Origin of the sequence: Streptomyces sp. NPDC057438, assembly GCF_042802995.1 — a bacterium.
Classification (GTDB): domain Bacteria; phylum Actinomycetota; class Actinomycetes; order Streptomycetales; family Streptomycetaceae; genus Streptomyces.
Genome location: NZ_JBHVDD010000052.1, coordinates 1 through 17,589, shown reverse-complemented (window position 1 = coordinate 17,589; position 17,589 = coordinate 1). Strand labels below are relative to the sequence as shown.

Here is a 17,589-nt window from a genome sequence, read left to right as displayed (position 1 = left end):
TGCCGCAATCTGCCGCGGACGGCGGACGGCGGACGGCGGACGGCGGACGGCGAACGGCGAACGGTCATACGCGGTACGAGGATCGCCGCACCCACCCTGCCCTGGAGCCGCGCACCTGTTCGTGCTCTCGACGGCCGGGCTGCTCCGGATCCCCGCATCCCGGGACATGCGGGCCGCGGCTCGGTGCCGCCCAGCTCGGCGCGCCACGCTGTCGTGTCCTCGCGTGCAGTCGCGCTGGGCGGCAGTGGGGATCAGCCGTGGGTGGAATCGAGGTGCCAGACGGTCGCCTTGTCCAGCCTCACCGAGCCGTTCTCGGCGAAGACCTGGACTCCCTGGCTGGCCGGGTCGGGGAAGATCTGGTCGGTTATCACGGCCTCGCCGTTGCCGCCGAAGACCTCGACGGACGACCAGTCGACCAGGATCCGCAGCCTGATCTTGCCGTTCTCCGCCTTGAGGGGCGCGGTCTGGATGCCGGGGAAGGTGCCGTTGAAGTCGACGGCGCCGGAGCGGGTGCGGTCGACGTACAGCTCCTGGGTCGTGGTGTCGTAGCCGATGACGGTTTCCTCGCCCGCGGCCCCGGTGCGAACCTTCAGCCCGAATCGTTCGGCATCCCTGGGGGAGAAGGTCGCCTCGATGTCGAGTGTCCTGCCCTGGGCGGCGGGACCGATCAGCGCCTGCGAGGTGTTCGTCACGACCGTGGTGGCCGCTGCCGCCGGGTCGTCCTGGCGCAGGGACTTCACGCTGGTCACCGGCTCGCTGGTCAGTCGGACGCGGCCGTCGACGGTGCGCAGGCCCATCTGGCGGGGAATGCTCTGTGCACCGCGCCAGGGAGTGGTGGGGGTGGCGCCGGCGTAGTCCCAGTTGCTCATCCAGCCGATCATGTAGCGCTTGCTGCCCGGGGAGTTCTCCCAGGACACGGCCGCGTAGTAGTCCTTGCCGTAGTCGGCCCAGCCGGCACGTTGCAGGGCGGAGAGGGCGGGGGAGTCCGCGGTGGTGAACTGGTCGGCGAGGATGTGGCCCCAGCCGCCGGTGTTCAGGTCGACGAGCTGGATCCGCGCCTTCTTGCCGAGGAAGGGGCGCATGTTGAAGGAGGCCCAGTCCAGCGTCTCGCTGTCGGATCCGGTGGCGCTGCGGACCACCTGGCCGTCCACGACCAGATTGACGGAGGTCTCCTGGGAGCCGGGCTGGGCCTGGCTGTCGGACAGCGTGATCTGGTCGACGTTGATGTGGCCCCAGCCACCGGTGTTGTCGTCGACCACTCTGATCCGCGCCTTCTTGCCGGCGAGGTCACGGACGTCCCAGGAGGCCGCCTGGAGTGCCTCGGCGTCTCTTCCGGTGGCGGTGCGCACGACCTGGCCGTCGACGACGAGTTCGAGGGCGGTGGGGTTGGCGGATCCGGCGGGGTGGTTGCCGCCGCCGATGAGGAAGTTGACGTAGCGCTTGTCGAGGGTGAACTCGGGAGAGGTGAGGGTGCCGGTGCCGGCGTCGCCGCTCAGGAAGGTGTTGACGAGGCCACTGCCCTGGAAGCCGGCAACCTGCTGCTGGCCGGGGAGGGTGCCGGTGGCCGGTGCCGTGCCGAAGGCGTCGCCGGTCGTCGTCCAGTCGCCATAGCTGCCGTCCTCGAAGTCGGCGAGGACCTTCCCGGGCCGGTGCGGGTGGCGTCCGCCGCCGATCTTGAAGTTCAGGTAGGGGCTGTCGACGGTGAAGGAGGGGGAGGTCAGGGTGCCGGTGGTGGCGTCCCCGGAGTGGAAACTGTTGGCGAGTCCCTTGCCGTCGAAGCCGCTGACGGTCTGCTGCCCGTCGAGCGTCCCGGCTGCCGGGCCCGGGCCGAACGCGGTGCCCGTGGCCGTCCACGAACCGAAGCCGGTGTCCTCGAAGTCCTGTTTCACGGTCCCGGCGGGCGGGGTGTAGGTGCCGTCGTCCTCGGCGGTGAACTTCGTGCCGTCGAAGTCACCGATGAAGTACTGGGCTGCCGAACCGCCCGCGATGCCGCCGGGGTTGATGTTGACGACCAGGACCCACTTGATGTTGTTCTTGTCGCCGTCGACGGCGAGGGGGAACAGGTCGGGGCACTCCCATACGCCGCCCGTCGCGCCGGCCGGGCCGAACTCGCTGAGCCGGGTCCAGTCCTTGAGGTTCTTGGAGGAGTAGAACCGCACCTTGTGCTCCGCGGACAGCGACACCGACATCAGCCAGCTCTGGGTGGGCGCGTACCACTGGATCTTGGGGTCGCGGAAGTCCTTCGAGCCGATGTCGATGACGGGGTTGCCCTGGTACCTGGTCCAGGTGCGGCCGCGGTCGTTGCTGTAGGCGAGTGCCTGCGACTGGATGCCGGTGGATTTGTCGTGGCTGGTGTAGATCGCCACCATGGGCGGGTTCTTCTTGGTGCCGAAGCCGGTGGTGTTGTTCTCGTCTACGACGGCGCTGCCGGAGAAGACCATCTCCTTGTCGTCGTGCGACAGGGCGAGCGGCAGCTCCTGCCAGTGGACGAGGTCCGTGCTCACCGCGTGCCCCCAGGACATGTCGCCCCACGAGTTGCCGCTCGGGTTGTACTGGTAGAAGAGGTGGTACTCGCCCTTGTAGTACACGAGGCCGTTGGGGTCGTTCATCCAGTTCTTCTCGGGAGTGAAGTGGAACTGGGGACGGTAGGTCTCGGAGTACGCCGGGGCGTCGGCCGCGGAGGCCTGCGGGGCGAGCAAGGCGGCGGACAGCGCGCAGACGGCCGCCGTGGCTGCGGCTGCCCGCAGGCGGGCCTGTCGGGTTACACGTGCAGAGCTCATGGTGTCTCCTGTGATCCGGGCTCCACGCGCCCCAGCCTGCGGCGGGCGGCCCGTGAAAAATGCGACTCCGTGGTCCGCGACTGGCGTCCACACCGCCGACCAGGGGATGTCAACGATGACTTGTGTCAACGATGACATCGGGTGGCCCGATGATGAACGCCATCGGGCCGACGCGTCAACGGTTCGGACGGGATTCTCTGGCGGGGCATGTCTGCCCGTCCTACCGCAAGATGGGGTCGGCTGCCGTCGGTTGGGCCACCCGGTCGTGCCGCGGCGGCCCGGGCCCGCCGCGCGGATCGCGCCGCCTCGTGGCCGTCGCTGCCCAGGTCCGCCGTTGAGGCGAATCGGGCGGGTTCGTCCTCGCCGGACCGGAGGTCGGCGACGGCCTGTCCTGCCTCGCGGAAGGACGAAAGCTGTGGTTTCACTGCCGAGTTGTGTCGGTGGGGACACCCAGCAGAATCCGCCCGGCCGTCTCCTGCGTCGCCGGACGCACATTCCGAGTATCGGGCTGCTGCTGAGCGTCGCACTGCTGACGGGCACGGCAGCGGTGTTCTTCCAGACCGCCTGTGCCTATCTCCCCAGCATTGGCTTCAGCTGTTCCTGGCTGGCTGGCTGTCCGACCGGCTCGGGTCGGCGCGGCGATGAGTACGCCGGGTTCCGCGGGTCTACGTTTTGACCGCGACGACCGTCTCATCGGGAGGAAGCCATGGGCCTCATCCACATCGAACTCTTCGCGACCCTGGATCTCGTCGGGCAGGCACCCGGAGGTCCCGACGAGGACCCGGCCGGGTTCCCGTTCGGCGGCTGGCAGGCGCCTCTGCTGGACGAGGTCTCCGGGGCGCAGGTAGGTGCCGCGTACGAGGGCACCGACGCCCTCCTGCTCGGCCGGCGGACGTACGACATCTTCGCCGGGTACTGGCCGCACCAGAAGGGCGGCGAGGACGGGGAGATCGCCGACCTCTTCAACCGTGTCCCGAAGTACGTGGCCTCGCGCGGCACGCCCGACCTGTCGTGGGAGGGGTCCACGCAGCTCGGCCCGGACCTCGCCGCAGCGGTACGCGAGATCCGGGACCGGCACCAGAACGTGAAGGTCGTCGGGAGCCTGGACCTGGTGCAGACCCTCCTGCGCGAGAAGCTTTTCGACCGTCTCGACCTCTGGGTGCACCCGATCGTGCTCGGCGTCGGGAAGAAGGTGTTCGACGGCGGTGAGGTACCCACCAACCTGACCCTCCTCGAACCACCGGCCGCCGGCACCAAGGGCACCGTGTACCTGCGCTACGCACTCGCCGACGGCACGCCCGCCACCGGGGACATGAGCGCCCCCGATCGCGGCGTCGGGAGCGATTCCTGATGCGGGGCTTCTGACCTCCACGGGTGGCGGTACACATCGCTTCGCGCTCGCCGGGCGCCTGGACCGGGCAGGTGCTCGGCGCATCGATCTTGTCGACCCCGGAGGGTGCTCACCGGGGTCGGACAAAGGCGTCTGCCGCGGTGCGGTCGATCAGTGGCAGGACCGGTAACCCGGTGACGCGGCTCGCCGACTTCTACGGAGCGTACGTGGACGCGAAGGGAGACACCGAGGGCCCGGACACCAGGTCGGCCAAGGCGCTGCGCGCGCACTGCCTGACGCCCGCCTTCGCCGAGCGGCTGGCGGCATGGGAGAGGAAAAATCACGTGGACGGTGTCCTGCGCGCCGAGAATGTCCCGGTGCAGTGGAAGGTCAACGGGCGCTACAGCCGGGAGATCCTGGTCACCCACTCCTTCGGCGGCGGGGAGTCGCCGACGGTGAAGACCAACCTCGTCGCGAAGCTGGATCCGGTCCACCGCGACGTCACCGACATGCGCGCCAAGAGCGGCCACTGACGCCACGCCGGCCCCGCCCGGCCCGCTTGCGGCTTCGGCCGGAAGCGGGCCGCGCCGCGCTGACGCCGGGCCTGCAGCACACGGATCCGGTCAGCCGCCTCGTCAGAAGGCCGGGGCCGTCACACGGAGTTGGCTGGCGGGCGGCCCTGGCCGATCGCGGCCAAAGCGCGGTCCAGAACCTCCTGCACCTGGCCGAGGGCCGAGACCGTGGTCACCAGACCCATGGCCTGGTAGTGGGCGACGACCGGCGCCGTCTCGGTGCGATAGACCTCCAGCCGCGTACGAACAGTTGCCTCGCGGTCGTCCTCACGCTGGTACAACTCACCGCCGCAGACGTCGCAGACTCCCGCTACCACAGGTGGGCTGTAGTCGACGTGGAAGATGTGTTCGTGGTCCTGACGGCACAACCGTCGTCCAGCGATCCGCCTGACCACCTGGACCTCGGGAATGCCCAGTTCGAGCACGGCATCCAGCCCCGACTCCGACTCGGCCAGGGTGCCGTCCAGCGCCTCCGCCTGGGCAAGATTGCGGGGGAAGCCGTCCAACAGGAATCCGCGCTCGGTGTCCGGACGGGCAAGGCGCTCTTTGATCACCTCGATGGTGACCTCGTCCGGAGCCAGAAGGCCGGCGCGTAGGTACGAGTGGGCGTTCTGACCGAGCTCGGTGCCCTGGCCGACGTGCTCGCGGAACAGGTCACCGGTGGAGATGTGCTGGATCGACAGACGCGCGGCAAGGAGCACTGCCTGCGTGCCCTTGCCGGCTGCGGGCGGACCGATCAGGAGGACGCGCATCGATGAGGTGTCCCTTCGTCATGTGTGGCCGTCGAGCCGTCTGGCTGACCACAGGCCTGGGTCCACGGTGGCGCTGCCCGGAGAAACCCTGTCGACGTCTTGGGGTGGGGCCGGTGAGTACCGGTCGGCTGCCTGAAGAGGAGAAGAATTGCCGGCGAGGTACGGCGAAGGCCTATCAGCCCGCCAACCGAGCTTTCCAGATCTCTTCGCACGGCCATTGCTGGGCCCAGTTGGCGGACACTTCCAGGTAATCCCGTGCCGATGGGGGCGCCTGGATCTCGATCAGGTCTTCCACGACGAAGCCGCAGTCCCGCAGCAGACGGATCATGTCACCGTGCGGCAGGACGAACTCCACGTGATTCCCCCAGTCCAGCCGCGTCAGGCCGAATTGGCCGCGGTACAGAGTGGTGGATGCCGGTCCCTCGGGGGGAACACACAGCGCGAACAGCGGTGAGTACCGCGAAAACACCAGCCGACCCCCAGGAACGAGAACCCGGGCTGCCTCCGGGATCCACCGGTAGGGGTCGCACCACAGCGAGGCGCCGAACTCGCTGATCGCCAGGCCGAACGTGTCGTCCTCGTACGGCACCTTCTCGGCATTGCCCAGAACGAGGGGGAAGTCGATGCCGAACTCCGCCTGCATGGCGCGGGCAGTGGCGAGCTGCTTCTCCGAGAGATCGATCCCCACCGGGTGGGCACCTGCTCTGGCCAGCCAAGCGGAGACGTAGGCGGTACCGCAACCCAACTCGATGGTGCGCATACCGTCGATGCCGTCGGGAAGTACGGAAACCCGCGACTCGGGGGTGGCCCACAATCCCCAGGTCGGTTCCGCCTGCGCCCAGTGGTCACGGGCGAGCGGCCCGTGCCACGCAGCCGCCTCGTCATCCCAGAAGCGTCGGTTCTGCTCCACATGGTCCGCCGGGCCATCATGAGTCATGGAGGCATTCGACCGAAGTAACTGCTGTGCCTGCAACGGGATTTGCCCGTCAGGGTGCGAGGGATCCTCACCCGCCCGACATCGACGGCCGCCTCGCCAACCGGGTCCGGTGGAGTACTACCGCCGTCGGCCCGCCGTGCCGCAGAAGTGCCGACGGCCGGCGGCTCGGATCGGCTTGCCCGGGCCGCCGGCCTCGCCCGGCGCTGCCTTCCGCAGGTCAGCGGCCCGGCCCGGCTGTGGGTCTGTCGGGGTCGTCGCGCCCGATGCCCAGCGCTTCGTACCGCTGAGCGGCCGCGGCGGAGAAACGGTCCGGATACGGTGACGTCAGTTCGGCCGGACACTTCGGATACTCCCGCTCGACGGAGCCCTGGCCGCCGCGGCCGGCACAGGTGCGAGCACCTCTGTGGGCACCGGCTCCTCACTGAAGGCCCGCACAGCCCTGCGGCATTCTCAGTAGAGTCGCCGCATGCGACGACGAGCAGGGCTGGCGCTGGCTGGGGCTGCGGCCCTGGCCTGGGGCGAGTGGTTGAACTGGCGCTGGTCCCGAGCCCTCGTGGGGAGCGGCGAGGGCGCATCGGAGGCCGTGGTGGTGCTGGGCTACCGGAACCCAGGACCGAAGGCGAACTTCATCAACCGCTCCCGCGTTCGTGCTGGGCTGCGCTCCGTTGCCATGGACGGTGCGCGAGACACTCGCGTGATCTTCAGCGGTGGTGCGACCGGCTCCCATGCCTCAGAAGCCCAGCTGATGGCTGACCATGCGAAGTCGGTGCTCGGGTTCGACGGCACGGTGGTTCTCGAGGACCAGAGCGCGACGACGTGGGAGAACATCACGAACGTGATCCCGCTGCTCGAGGATGTCGACCGCATCAAGATCGCCTCCCAGCCGGCTCACGCACTCAAGGCCCGTGCGTACTTGAGGCGGCAACGCCCTGATCTCGCCGAGAGACTCGTGCGAGCGGAGGACTACCGTCCTGGCGAGTGGATCATTGGCAAACCGCTGCTGGCTCTGTACGGCCTTTGGAAACTCCGCGTCCTCAAGGCGGAGGAGCGCAAGGTCTCGCTGTAGCCGGCCGCTGTCGCCCGAGCGCCTCCGGGGGTGCGAACGCGCCCCGACAGCCTCGTGAAGGCCCTGACCAAGGCCCGCCGCGCGGGCCCGCGTCGATGGCGCGTACCTGGACAGGCGTCGGGCCGCCCGGAGTTCTCGCTCCGGGCGGCCCATCCGGATGGCACAGACCGGTCAGCGCAGGAAGCTGCCGAACAGGGCGTTCGCGAAGGGAGCCGACAGGGCCTTCGGGCCGAAGGCCTGGGCCGACGTGGTGGTGACGCGATGCCGCGCGGCAGCCAGACGGCGCCGTCGGAGGCGTTCTCCGCGGTGGAGGCGGCGGCCAGGTCGCGGTGGCCGTCGCCGTTGACGTCGACCGGGAGTGAAGGATGCCGCGCTCGACGGCTTCCGGCAGTTGGTTCTCCCCCACGGCTGCGGCCTGTGTGCGGGGGCAAGCGGCAGACTCCGGGGACGATCCCGTGAACGGCGGCTGCAGGGCCGGGGACACCGCGTTGTCAGTGTCCCACCGTAGGGTGTGGGGCGTGGCCAGATTTTGGCCTCGCTCGCAGTCGTACACCGCCGCACCGGCTTCGCACCGCCGCCCGGAAAGCCCGTCAGAGAGCAGACCCCGCCGTGTTCCAGGAAACTCCCATCTTCAGCCGCCTCGTCGACGAGCGTGGCGATGTCCCCGCCCAGGTGCGTGGTGAAGCCGAGCGCATACGCCGTGATCTGGAACGGGTACTGCACCGATCGTCCGGCCCCTTCCTGGGTATGCCGCCGAACACCCCCGGTCCGAAAGCTCCTTCCCCCGGTCTGTAGGGCGGAAGGAGCCGGGAACCGGCGGCCGCGCCGGGGCCTTCCCGTTGTCGTTCCCGTCGGAGCGCGGAGCAGAAGCCGTGCAACCTGATGATCGTGCGCTCGACCTCGTGACAGGAGGGGGCGCTCGCTTCGCGATCAGAGTTTGCCGGCGCGGGAGTTCAGCCGCTCGGCGCGCGCTCGCCCTCTGATGCGTGCGACGCGCCGAACAAGACGCAGAGGCGGCTACACCGTCCGCCCAGCCGGCCCGGCTGTCAGCGCTCTGTGTCATTATGCGGGCGCGTCCCGGGGGAGTGGGCCGCGGTCAACCGAAAGCCAGGGGGTAGGGGATGGGAGCGGGCAGGGAGCCGGACGGTTCGTCCAAGTCCGACGAGGAGTGGGAGCAGTTCCTGCGCGAGTCGGTGGCGGGTGCCGCCGACTCGCCCAGAGAAACCTCGGCGCGGGCCCGTGACGTGGCGAATCGGCTGCGCGCGGAGCCTGGGCGGGGGCCGGAGGGCTGGCGCACCTATACGCCCGCGCAGCCCAAGCGGCGCACACGCTGGTACGTGCTCGGGCTGCTGGTCTCGTCGGTCCTGCTCGTGGCGGCGCTCGCGCCGGGGCGGATAGTGAACCTGTTCGCCGGCGAAGACCCCGACTCCCCGCCGCCGGCGGCCGAGAGCGCCCGCCCGACCCAGGCACCCCCGACGGAGGCGGCCCAACGTCCCACCACGGACAGGCCGTTCCGCGGTTCCCCGGCTGCGGGCTGGGCGAGCGGAGCGGCGGGGATCGCCGTACCCAAGGCCGAAGCGGTCGGCTGGATGAGCGCGGCCGAGGTCGAGCGTGCCCTCGCCCGCAGCCGGGACTTTCTCGTCGAGTCCGGCCTGGACCGCGCGGTACTGCGGGGCGAGCGCCCCAAGGCGGCGATCGCGCTGATCAACCCGCACCAGAAGGACGTCCAAGATCTTCTGAACACCGCTTTCCGATCCCCGAGCGAGAAGGACGACCCCCTCCTCCTCTTCAGCCGTTTCCAGCCCTCCCGGACCCGCCTGGTCGGCGACGTCGTGAAGACCAGGGGCAGGCTCACCTACCAGGAGGGCGAGCGCGGTGCGCTCCAGGTGACCGCCGATGTCACCTTCGTCTACCCCGTCACCCCCGCGGACGCGGGCCGCGACGACGAGATCGTGCGCACGATCGTCCGGCGCGAACTGGTCCTGAGCTGGGACGACCCTGACAAGGTGATCACCGAGCCGGGCACGTTCTCGATCGTCTCGTACAAGTACGACATGACCAACGGTGGCTGCGGAGCCTCCACCGGCTACCTCACCCCACCCTTCGGTGCGGACCGTCGTACGGACGAGTCCGGCGCGGCGATCGATCCCTACGACCGCAGCGCGCCGGTCGGGCAGGGCGGGACTTCCGGGGACGAGTGCAGGGCGGCGACGCGTTCCTAGCGCCGCGCCCCAGGAAGAAGGCAGCCCACCATGCTCCGGGAAATCCCGCCGCCCACCGGCCTCGGCCGAAGCAGCCCGTCACAGAACGCCGTCTCCGCGCCACGTGTACGCGACTGCCGTACGCGGCGCACAACCCTGCCGGGGAGGGCGTGAGGTGCGCAGGCCGGTCGATGGCGAGGTGCATGTTCACTACGGCCAGATCTATGTCGAGAGTGACCAGGACGGTGTCGGCCCCGGTCTGGCGGAGGCGTTCGCCGGACAGAGCAGCGGGCTGTGCGGGGCGGCGATTCCCGGCGCGCTGTGGCTGACCACCGGGCTGCACACCGGCAGCGTCGGCTTCACCGTCGAAGTCCATGACCAGGCCCCGCCGTTGGATCCGGCATGGGAGGACGTCGTGGAGGTGTCCTTCCGTCCGCTGTCCGCCACCAGCGTGCTCATGGAATGGGCGGGCGAGGACGCCTGGGACCTGGACCTGGAAGAAACCGACTACCGCGTGCGCTACTGCGCCACAGGCATGGACGCGGCCCGCAAGCGGGACACCCGACTGGACGACGACCCCCAGGTCGACAGATACCTGCTGCAGTTCTGGCCCGCGCCGCCTCGGTCCGACCAGGTGATCAGGCAGACCTCGCAGAACGCCGCCTACTGGCACCACTTCGCCCGCAAGCAGCCACCGCCTCCCACACCCGCCGAGCGCGCCGCAGCCGAACACCGAGCCCGCCTCGTCCGGCAACAAGCGGAACGAGAAAGCCTGCTCGCCCACGAGCGGTGGGAATGGGGCGGACAATTGCCCAGTCAGGCCCTGCGCGGTGTCGGCGGCAACGTGCGAGGCCTACTCCCTTTCGACCCCGCACTCCTGCACGCCATCGATGCCGCCGGCCCCGCCACCCAGCGCGCCGTGGCTTTGTTGGCTGCCCGCCGGGCCTGCGAGAGGGCCGGCCTGACCGGCCTGGACCGGATCGCCGACGCACTCACGGCCCTGGCCGCCGGCCGTCCGCTGCCGCCGCCCTTCGACGACCGCGACCACATGTGGCAGGTACTGGACGCGGACCCACGTGTCCCGAACAGGACCGTCGGCCGGGCCGTCCCGCCCCGACGGCCGCCCCGCCATCCGGCCGAACCCTCCAGGGGCCAGGAGCTTGCGGGGAACCCCTCACCAGCATCACCGCCCGTGGTGGGCCCGGCGGCCGCCATGGTGAAGCCGCCGAGCCCGCCCGCACCGCAGCCCGACGACAGCCCGCCTGCATACGCCATGGCCGTCGTCTTCGGCGCACCCGACCCGGCCCTGCGGATGTCGCAGCCGCACATGGCCCTGCCCGCACTGGTCGACGCCGCGGGAGCCGACCCGCTCCAGGCCGCCTTGGACGCGGTCTACGCGGGCGTTGTCACCTACGGCGAGGACTATCCGGCACTGCTGGAAGAGGTCTGGTCCGTGTGCCGGAGCCCTTCATAGACACCGGAGCGCCTCTGCGGTCACCACTCCCGGCGAAGGGCGTTCTTCCCGTCGATCCGTCAGCCGAATAGACCGCGCAGGGGCGGGAGCCGGGGCGGTGCACGTCGGCGGGGTCGTCGAAGTCGCCGCGTCACCTCTGCAAGCTCGCCCACCGTGCCCGTCTGTTCGGCGCGAGGCGCCCCCACGCCCGAGCACCCGGCCCGGCGATCCACCGCCCCCAGGATTGTCCGACCTGGCGAAGGGGAGGTGCCAAACAACCTTCCCGTCGCGAATGTCGGTGGCGGCAAGGCCGGATCCCGGCACGCTGAGTCACCCCGAGGAAGAGCGCATACCCGGCCCCGACGCGATGACGATCCTCGGATCGCAGGCGCCTCGGCAGTCGGGGTTGTTGTCGCCTGGTCGAAGGTGAGGCAGCGGCACTGACCGGCGACATCACAGGGAAATCGAGGAACGCCGCACGTGCGCATCGCCTTCCTGCTGCACAACGCCTACGCGATGGGCGGCACCGTACGAACGACCATGACACTCGCCGACACACTCGCCCGTCGACACGAGGTGGAACTCGTGTCGGTCTTCCGGCACCGGGAGAAGCCGCGGCTGGGACGGTCGCCGGAGGTGCCGCTGCGGGCCCTGGTGGACCGCCGCCAAAAGTCCATGGACGCCGCGGACCCCCTCGCCCACCGGGCCGGAGAGTTCTTTCCCCAGGGGGACAGCCGCTCGCACCAGTACCACCGGCTTGCCGAGCAGCGGGTCATCGACTGGCTGCGGGAGACGGACGCCGACGTCGTCGTGAGCACCAGGGCCGGGCTCAACGCGCTGCTGGCCCGGTTCGGGCAGCGGCTCACCGTACGCGTCGGCCAGGAGCATCTCACCCACGACAGCCACTCCCACCGACTGCGGACGGAACTCCAGCGCTGGTACGGCGGTCTCGACGCGCTGGTCACCATGACGGAGGCCGACGCGCGCGACCACCGGCGCGGCATGCGCTTGCCGTGCACCCAGGTGGTGGCCATCCCCAACAGCGTCCCCGAACCCAGGGTGCCGCCGGCCGACGCGGCGGCCAGGGTCGTCGTCGCGGCAGGCCGGCTGGCCCGCGTCAAGCGGTACGAGATGCTGGTCGACGCGTTCGCCCTGGCCGGTGCGGCCTGCCCCGACTGGTCCCTGCGCATCTACGGGGACGGTGCGGAGCGCGGCCGGATAGCCGACCGGATCACCCGGCACGGCCTGGGGGACCGGGTCTTCCTGATGGGTTCGGCCACTCCCCTCGAGGCCGAGTTGGTCAAGGGCTCCCTCGCCGCGGTGACCTCCGCGCACGAGTCCTTCGGCATGACGATCGTGGAGGCCATGCGGTGCGGCCTGCCCGTGGTGAGCACCGACTGCCCCCACGGGCCCGGCGAGATCATCCGCCACGGGGAGGACGGCCTTCTCGTCCCGCGTGACAGCACCCGGGGCATGGCCGACGCCCTGCTGGCGCTGATGCGGGACGACGGACGGCGTGCGGAGATGGGCAAGGCGGCCCGGGCCGGCGCAGCGAAACGATTCGCCCCGGACGACGTCGCCGAGCGGTACGAGCGCCTGTTGAGCACACTGGTGGAGGAGCGGGCCGGCCGGCCGCCCGCTCCTCCACCGCCCGGCCCGGCCGACTGGCGTGGCCGTGCCACCGTCCTCGCCGCCACGGCAGGCATCCTCGCCCGCGGAGCCGTGCGCCGTGGGCGGCGCGAGATGGGCTGGGTCGGATGAACACGGATCGCGCAGTGGTCTCCGCGCAGCGGCGGCTGTGGATCGTGGCCGCCGGGTTCTGTCTGCTGTCGGCCGTCCTCGTACCGCTCACGCTGCCGCTCGGCTGGGACGAGATCGTGTACGCCAGCCGCTTCGGACCGTACGGTCCCGAGACCCCGTTCAGTGCCCCCCGTACCCGCGGGGTCCCTCTGCTGCTCGCTCCGATCGCCTCCTGGAGCGACTCGACGGTGCTGTTCAGGGTGTGGCTGCTCCTGCTGGCCGGCGGTGCGCTCTGGCTGGGATTCCGCCCCTGGCTGCGGATCGTGCGCCGCCCGGCGGCGGTGTGGGTGGCGGCCGGGCTGTACGGCAGCCTGTGGATCACCCTGTTCTACGCCGGTTCCGCGATGCCCAACCACTACACCGCGATGGGGGCCACCGCCGCGGTGGGCTGTTTCCTCGCGCCGCGCCCCCGGTACGGGGGTGTCGCGGCAGGCCTGGCGGTGGTGACTCTGATGCGGCCCAACGACGGTGTGGCCGTCGCCGTACCGCTGCTCCTGGCCGCCGTGCTGATGCCGACCCTGCGCGACCACGGCTGCCTCCGGGGGCGTCTGGCAGCCGTGGCGGCCGGATTCGCGGCTGGTGTGCTGCCCTGGGTCGTCGAGGCCGAGGTGCGGTTCGGCGGAGTGCGGAACCGGCTTGCGGAGGCCGACGAGGTCCAGGGCGGCCTGCGGGCCGTGTTCTCCCTGCGTGCCCATCTCACCGCGCTGGACGGCCCGCTGCTGTGCCGTCCCTGTACGGGCGACGGCGTACGGCTGCCCGTGACGGAATGGTGGGTGCTGCTGCCGCTGCTGGTGGCCCTGGGGCTGTGGGCGGAGCACCGGGCGCGCCGGTCCACCGCACCGCTGTGGCTTGCGGTGGCGGTGGCGCTGGCCACGGCGGCGCCGTACCTCTTCCTCGTCCCCTACGCCGCGGCCCGCTTCCTGCTGCCGGCCTACGCCCTGCTGGCGCTTCCTGCCGCTGTCGGGTTGCTCGCCGTCGTCCATCGGGCCCGTAACCGCCGCTCGCTGCCGGCAGCCGCGGCGCTCGCCCTGGCGTTCCTCGGGCACTGGGGCCTCCAGGCCGCTCTCGTCCACACCCATGCGGGCATCCAGCAGCGGGCCCGCGGAGACTGGGACCGGATCGCCTCCGTGCTGCGCGAGCACGGGGTGCACCCGCCGTGTGTCCTCGCGGGGAACAGTTCGACGATTCCCATCGCCCACACCGCGGGCTGCTCTGCCCCGGAGTCGGATCCCCCGGCGCACCCCATGGCGCTGGTCCTTCGCGAGCGGAACCCACCGCACTGGGCGCGCGACTGGCAACGTTTTCCCGTACCGGACACCTACAACCCCGGGTGGACCGTCGTCGTGCGTCCATGACGGCCGACGGCGGCGCTTCTCCACGCCGCCCCCGGTACCCGCTTCTCGTTGCACAGCAGGGGGGAACCTGATCCCCGGAATTGTCTGCGGCGGCAGGAGGGGCCTGCCAAACAATCCCCCGGCTGTGAACGTCGATCGTGAGTATCGCCGCACGTCGAACCATCGGAGCACACCATGCCCACCAGCGTCCTCATCGCGGTCGCTCTCTCCGTCCTGCTCGGAATCCTGGTGATCTTCCTGCCGCTCGGTCACAGCGACACGCCGGCCTCGACGGCGACGGACCCCGTGACGATCAACGCCGAGACCGTCGGCGGCAGGAATCACATCGACTGCCCCCAGGTCCGCTGGAACGTCAACCGCGGCTCGGTCGCCTATCTGACAATGCTCGACCAGTTGCGCGACCTCGCCGATGCCGCGGCCGCCCACGGCGTCGGCGATGGTGTCGACAGCGGGGCGGACGTCGCCCTCACCGACGACGACACGGTGCCCCAAAGTTTCGCCGACATCCTGATCAGCGGCGGCAGCCACACCCCCGCGGTGCATGCCATCGTGCGGCTCGGCGACTTCGCCGTCGTGCGGTTCCTCCCCGGCGACACCCCGCGCGGCTTCGTCCTGAATGCCGCCCCCGGCGCCCCCTTCGAGGAAGACGCCACCGACAACGACCGGTTGCTCGGCAAGGCGGACTACGACGCCCTCGCCCGCGTCGCGAACCAGCCCCTGACCGCCATCAACCTGAGCTCAGTCAGCCTGGTGAACAGCCTCCGGGACCTCGGGGCCCGCGCCACCGGCCGTCCCGCCCGGGCGCGCGGCTTGCTGTGCTACCTCATTGCCGTCACCGAGGCTTCCCGGTTCCGCTCCGTCGCCGACCGCATCGCGAACGGTATGGACAACGGGGGTGACGTGTTCGTCACCGCACAGCAGGCGGACCAGATGCGGCACGGGACCGGTATCGGCCATGTCTTCATCGGCCGCGACAGGACGGACGGGCTGTGAGCACGGCTGCGGCCCGAGCCGGTCAGGTGCAGACCCGCCGGTACGGCCGGTCCGGCAGGTACGTGCGCCATTGAGCGCGAGTCAGCTCGGTCTTCCCGGCCCGGGCGCAGACTAGGGAGACCGCTCGCTCCGGATCCACGACGTACCGCTGGAGCGGGACGTGCAGGCCACCCGCGTACAGGATGGTGCTGTCCGGACTGAAGGCGAGCGTCTTCACGCTCCCACCGGGGGTGGGCAGGGAAGGGCCGAGGGGTTGCTGGGTGGAGATGTCCCAGAGTTGGACGGTTCCCGAGTCGCCGCCCACGGCGAGCGTGCGGCCGTCCGGGCTGAAGGCGAGAGCCGTGATCCTCTCGGCCGAGTCGTGGGTCGGATCGACGGGCGCCAGGAAGACGTTCTTCAGGATGCCCTCCCGGCGCCGGAGATCGCCGTCCCAGATCGCCACCCGCCCGGTCCCGTCGCCGGCCGCCAGGCGGGAGCCGTCGGGAGCGAAGGCGATTGTCTCGACGGCGTCGCGCTGGACGAGATCATGAGCCTGGGACCTGCCCCCTCGGACGAGGCGGTTGTCAGTCACGAGGAGCCCGCCGTCCGGGCTGACGGCCAGATGATCGCCGCCCGGGCCGGGGAGGAGCGCCGTCCTCCGCCCGTGCGCGGTGCTCCACGTCTCGTTGACGAACCCCTCGGGCGCCCCCCGTGCGGTGAGGAGCGTACGTCCACCAGGGCCCAGGGCGATCGTGTCACTGGGCTCCAGGTACGCCGACGTAGGCGCGGGTGCCTTCGCCAGGTCCACCGTGGTCCGGACGCGTCCGGCGGCCACGTCCCACATCGTCAGCCCTTGCGCCGTCGTGTCCCCGCCGGGGACGGAGATTCCGTACGCGAACACGCCTCCGTCGGGGCTGAAGGACAGCAGAGGCTCCGTCTCGTCAGGGAGGAAGATCGGTCTGTCGTCGCGCAGGACGGGAAGGGACGGGGCCGGCAGGGTGCGCAGCAGACGGCCGTCGCGTGTGTTCCGCAGGTGGAAGACGTAGCCGTCACGAGTGGGTTCGGCGGTTGCGAGCGTCCGGCCGTCGGGGCTGAGCCGGACCCCGGCGAGGGGATTCTTGCGCCAGGCGCGGGTGAATGTCGTGGTGAGGTCGAGGGTGTGGACCGTGCCCCCTTCGAGGTACCGCAGCAGGGGCCGGGAGGAGTCCCAGGCGAGACCGGAGAGGGGCGCGTTGTCCAAGGACTGCCGGAAGACGGGGACGCCGCCGCTGGGCAGACGCCACGCCCTGACCTCCTCGCCGCCGGTCGCCAGAAACGAGCCGTCCGCGCTCACGGCGGCCGAGACGACCCCGGGGTGGACGACGTCGGCGAGTTCTCGTCCCGACGTGGTGTCCCATACACGCACCCGGTCCCCGGTGAGAGCGAGGAGCCGGCCGCCGGTGAGGCGGACGCGGGTGCTGTCGTCGCAGACGCCGCGAGCACTCGTCCAGGTACCGGACCGGACGCTGCGCGTGGAGGTGTCCCAGACCTGCGGGGCCCGGCCGCGCGGGCAGACGGCCACCAGCCGGTCGCCGTCGGTTGCCGCGTCGGTGAGCCGTCCACCGCCGGCCGCCGGGGTCCGGAAGACAAGACGGCCATCGTTGACGGAGTAGAGCCCCACCCGGTCGTCCGTCATGCTCGTCAGCAGGTAATTGCGGTCACTCGCCCCGAACCTCACGCTGTATCCGTGCGGCAGGACACCCCCGATCCAGCGCCTCGCTCGGGTGTCCCACAGCCGCTGGTCCCTGTCAGTGACCGCGACAGCGAGCACCCGGCCACCCGGACCCGCGTCGAGCATGCCTCCGTCGGGTACCGGCCCCGAGGCGACACGGCGATGGGTGCCCAGATCCCACGTCCGCCAGCTGTTCTCCACGCCTACGCTGAGCAGAGTCCGTCCGGAAGCGTCGAGGAACCGCGCCGGTCCGTCACCCGGCGCCGGGTCGGTGAAGGTGCCCAGTTCGCGCTGGGCCAGCGCGCCCAGCAGGGCTCGGCGGGACTCCGGCAGCGGGGACGTGCGCCATGCGGCGACGCCGAGCAGCATCGCGGTGCGCGGGTCGGTGGTACGCAGCGCCTCGGCGACCGCGGCCACCCGGCGGGCCGCCGTGTCGGTGGTCTGCTTCTCGCTGTCCTGACGCAGGCGCACGGCGGTCAGGCCGACGACCAGCGCCACCGCCAGCACGGCGCACAGCGAGACCGTGAGCGTGCGGCTGCGGCGCCGGGCCCGGGTGGCGGTCCGCTCCTCCGCCGCCCGCTGCTCCACCGCGGCGACCAGGAAGGCCGTCTCCTCGGACGTCAGACCGTCGTAGGCCCGGTCGTCGCCCGCGAACAGTTC

At 70.8% G+C, this 17,589-nt stretch carries 13 protein-coding genes and 1 pseudogene; 8 read left to right on the top strand and 6 right to left on the bottom strand.

What is annotated here, in order from left to right; all coding sequences use genetic code 11:
* Positions 1–251 precede the first annotated feature (251 nt).
* The gene (locus ACFU5F_RS25620; protein ID WP_383891583.1) at positions 252–2,780 is read right to left on the bottom strand and encodes a GH32 C-terminal domain-containing protein; all 2,529 of its coding nucleotides are present in this window, start codon (positions 2,778–2,780) and stop codon (positions 252–254) included.
* Between the two features lie 706 nt (positions 2,781–3,486).
* Here ACFU5F_RS25620 and ACFU5F_RS25615 point away from each other — a divergent pair.
* Positions 3,487–4,131, top strand: a complete 645-nt coding sequence (locus ACFU5F_RS25615; protein WP_383891580.1) for a dihydrofolate reductase family protein — start codon at positions 3,487–3,489, stop codon at positions 4,129–4,131.
* A 140-nt stretch (positions 4,132–4,271) separates the two neighbouring features.
* A complete protein-coding gene (locus tag ACFU5F_RS25610; RefSeq protein ID WP_383891577.1) occupies positions 4,272–4,643 on the top strand; it encodes a hypothetical protein in 372 nt (123 codons plus the stop codon).
* A gap of 119 nt (positions 4,644–4,762) precedes the next feature.
* On the opposite strand, the gene ACFU5F_RS25605 is transcribed toward ACFU5F_RS25610, so the two are convergent.
* From ACFU5F_RS25605 to ACFU5F_RS25595, 3 genes and pseudogenes are all read right to left on the bottom strand, one after another.
* Positions 4,763–5,434, bottom strand: a complete 672-nt coding sequence (locus ACFU5F_RS25605) for an adenylate kinase (RefSeq protein WP_383891574.1) — start codon at positions 5,432–5,434, stop codon at positions 4,763–4,765.
* 175 nt (positions 5,435–5,609) lie between these two features.
* Entirely contained in the window at positions 5,610–6,371 is a 762-nt protein-coding gene (locus ACFU5F_RS25600; protein ID WP_383891571.1) for a class I SAM-dependent methyltransferase, read from the bottom strand.
* Positions 6,372–6,609: 238 nt separating this feature from the next.
* Positions 6,610–6,806, bottom strand: a pseudogene (locus tag ACFU5F_RS25595) (nitroreductase); the annotation flags it as partial.
* A gap of 31 nt (positions 6,807–6,837) precedes the next feature.
* Here ACFU5F_RS25595 and ACFU5F_RS25590 point away from each other — a divergent pair.
* Positions 6,838–7,437: a YdcF family protein gene (locus ACFU5F_RS25590; protein WP_383891569.1), complete on the top strand. Its 600-nt coding sequence runs from the start codon at positions 6,838–6,840 to the stop codon at positions 7,435–7,437.
* On the opposite strand, the gene ACFU5F_RS25585 is transcribed toward ACFU5F_RS25590, so the two are convergent.
* Entirely contained in the window at positions 7,335–7,868 is a 534-nt protein-coding gene (locus ACFU5F_RS25585; RefSeq protein ID WP_383891567.1) for an FG-GAP repeat protein, read from the bottom strand. The two genes, ACFU5F_RS25590 and ACFU5F_RS25585, sit on opposite strands and share 103 nt — an antisense overlap.
* A gap of 690 nt (positions 7,869–8,558) precedes the next feature.
* Between ACFU5F_RS25585 and ACFU5F_RS25580 the strand changes: the two genes are divergently transcribed.
* From ACFU5F_RS25580 to ACFU5F_RS25560, 5 genes are all read left to right on the top strand, one after another.
* Positions 8,559–9,659 carry a hypothetical protein gene (locus ACFU5F_RS25580; RefSeq protein WP_383891565.1) on the top strand — a complete coding sequence of 367 codons (1,101 nt, stop codon included), beginning with the start codon at positions 8,559–8,561 and terminating at the stop codon, positions 9,657–9,659.
* Positions 9,660–9,813: 154 nt separating this feature from the next.
* Entirely contained in the window at positions 9,814–11,112 is a 1,299-nt protein-coding gene (locus tag ACFU5F_RS25575; protein ID WP_383891562.1) for a hypothetical protein, read from the top strand.
* A 459-nt stretch (positions 11,113–11,571) separates the two neighbouring features.
* The gene (locus tag ACFU5F_RS25570; protein WP_383891559.1) at positions 11,572–12,852 is read left to right on the top strand and encodes a glycosyltransferase; all 1,281 of its coding nucleotides are present in this window, start codon (positions 11,572–11,574) and stop codon (positions 12,850–12,852) included.
* Positions 12,849–14,246, top strand: a complete 1,398-nt coding sequence (locus ACFU5F_RS25565; RefSeq protein ID WP_383891556.1) for a hypothetical protein — start codon at positions 12,849–12,851, stop codon at positions 14,244–14,246. Before ACFU5F_RS25570 ends, ACFU5F_RS25565 begins: the two co-directional genes overlap by 4 nt.
* A 174-nt stretch (positions 14,247–14,420) precedes the next feature.
* Positions 14,421–15,239 (top strand): ribosome-inactivating family protein, encoded by an 819-nt coding sequence (locus ACFU5F_RS25560; protein ID WP_383891554.1) that lies wholly within the window; start codon positions 14,421–14,423, stop codon positions 15,237–15,239.
* A gap of 22 nt (positions 15,240–15,261) precedes the next feature.
* Here the strand turns inward: ACFU5F_RS25560 and ACFU5F_RS25555 are convergent.
* The coding region (locus tag ACFU5F_RS25555; protein ID WP_383891551.1) for a WD40 repeat domain-containing protein at positions 15,262–17,589 on the bottom strand (2,328 nt) is incomplete at its 5' end.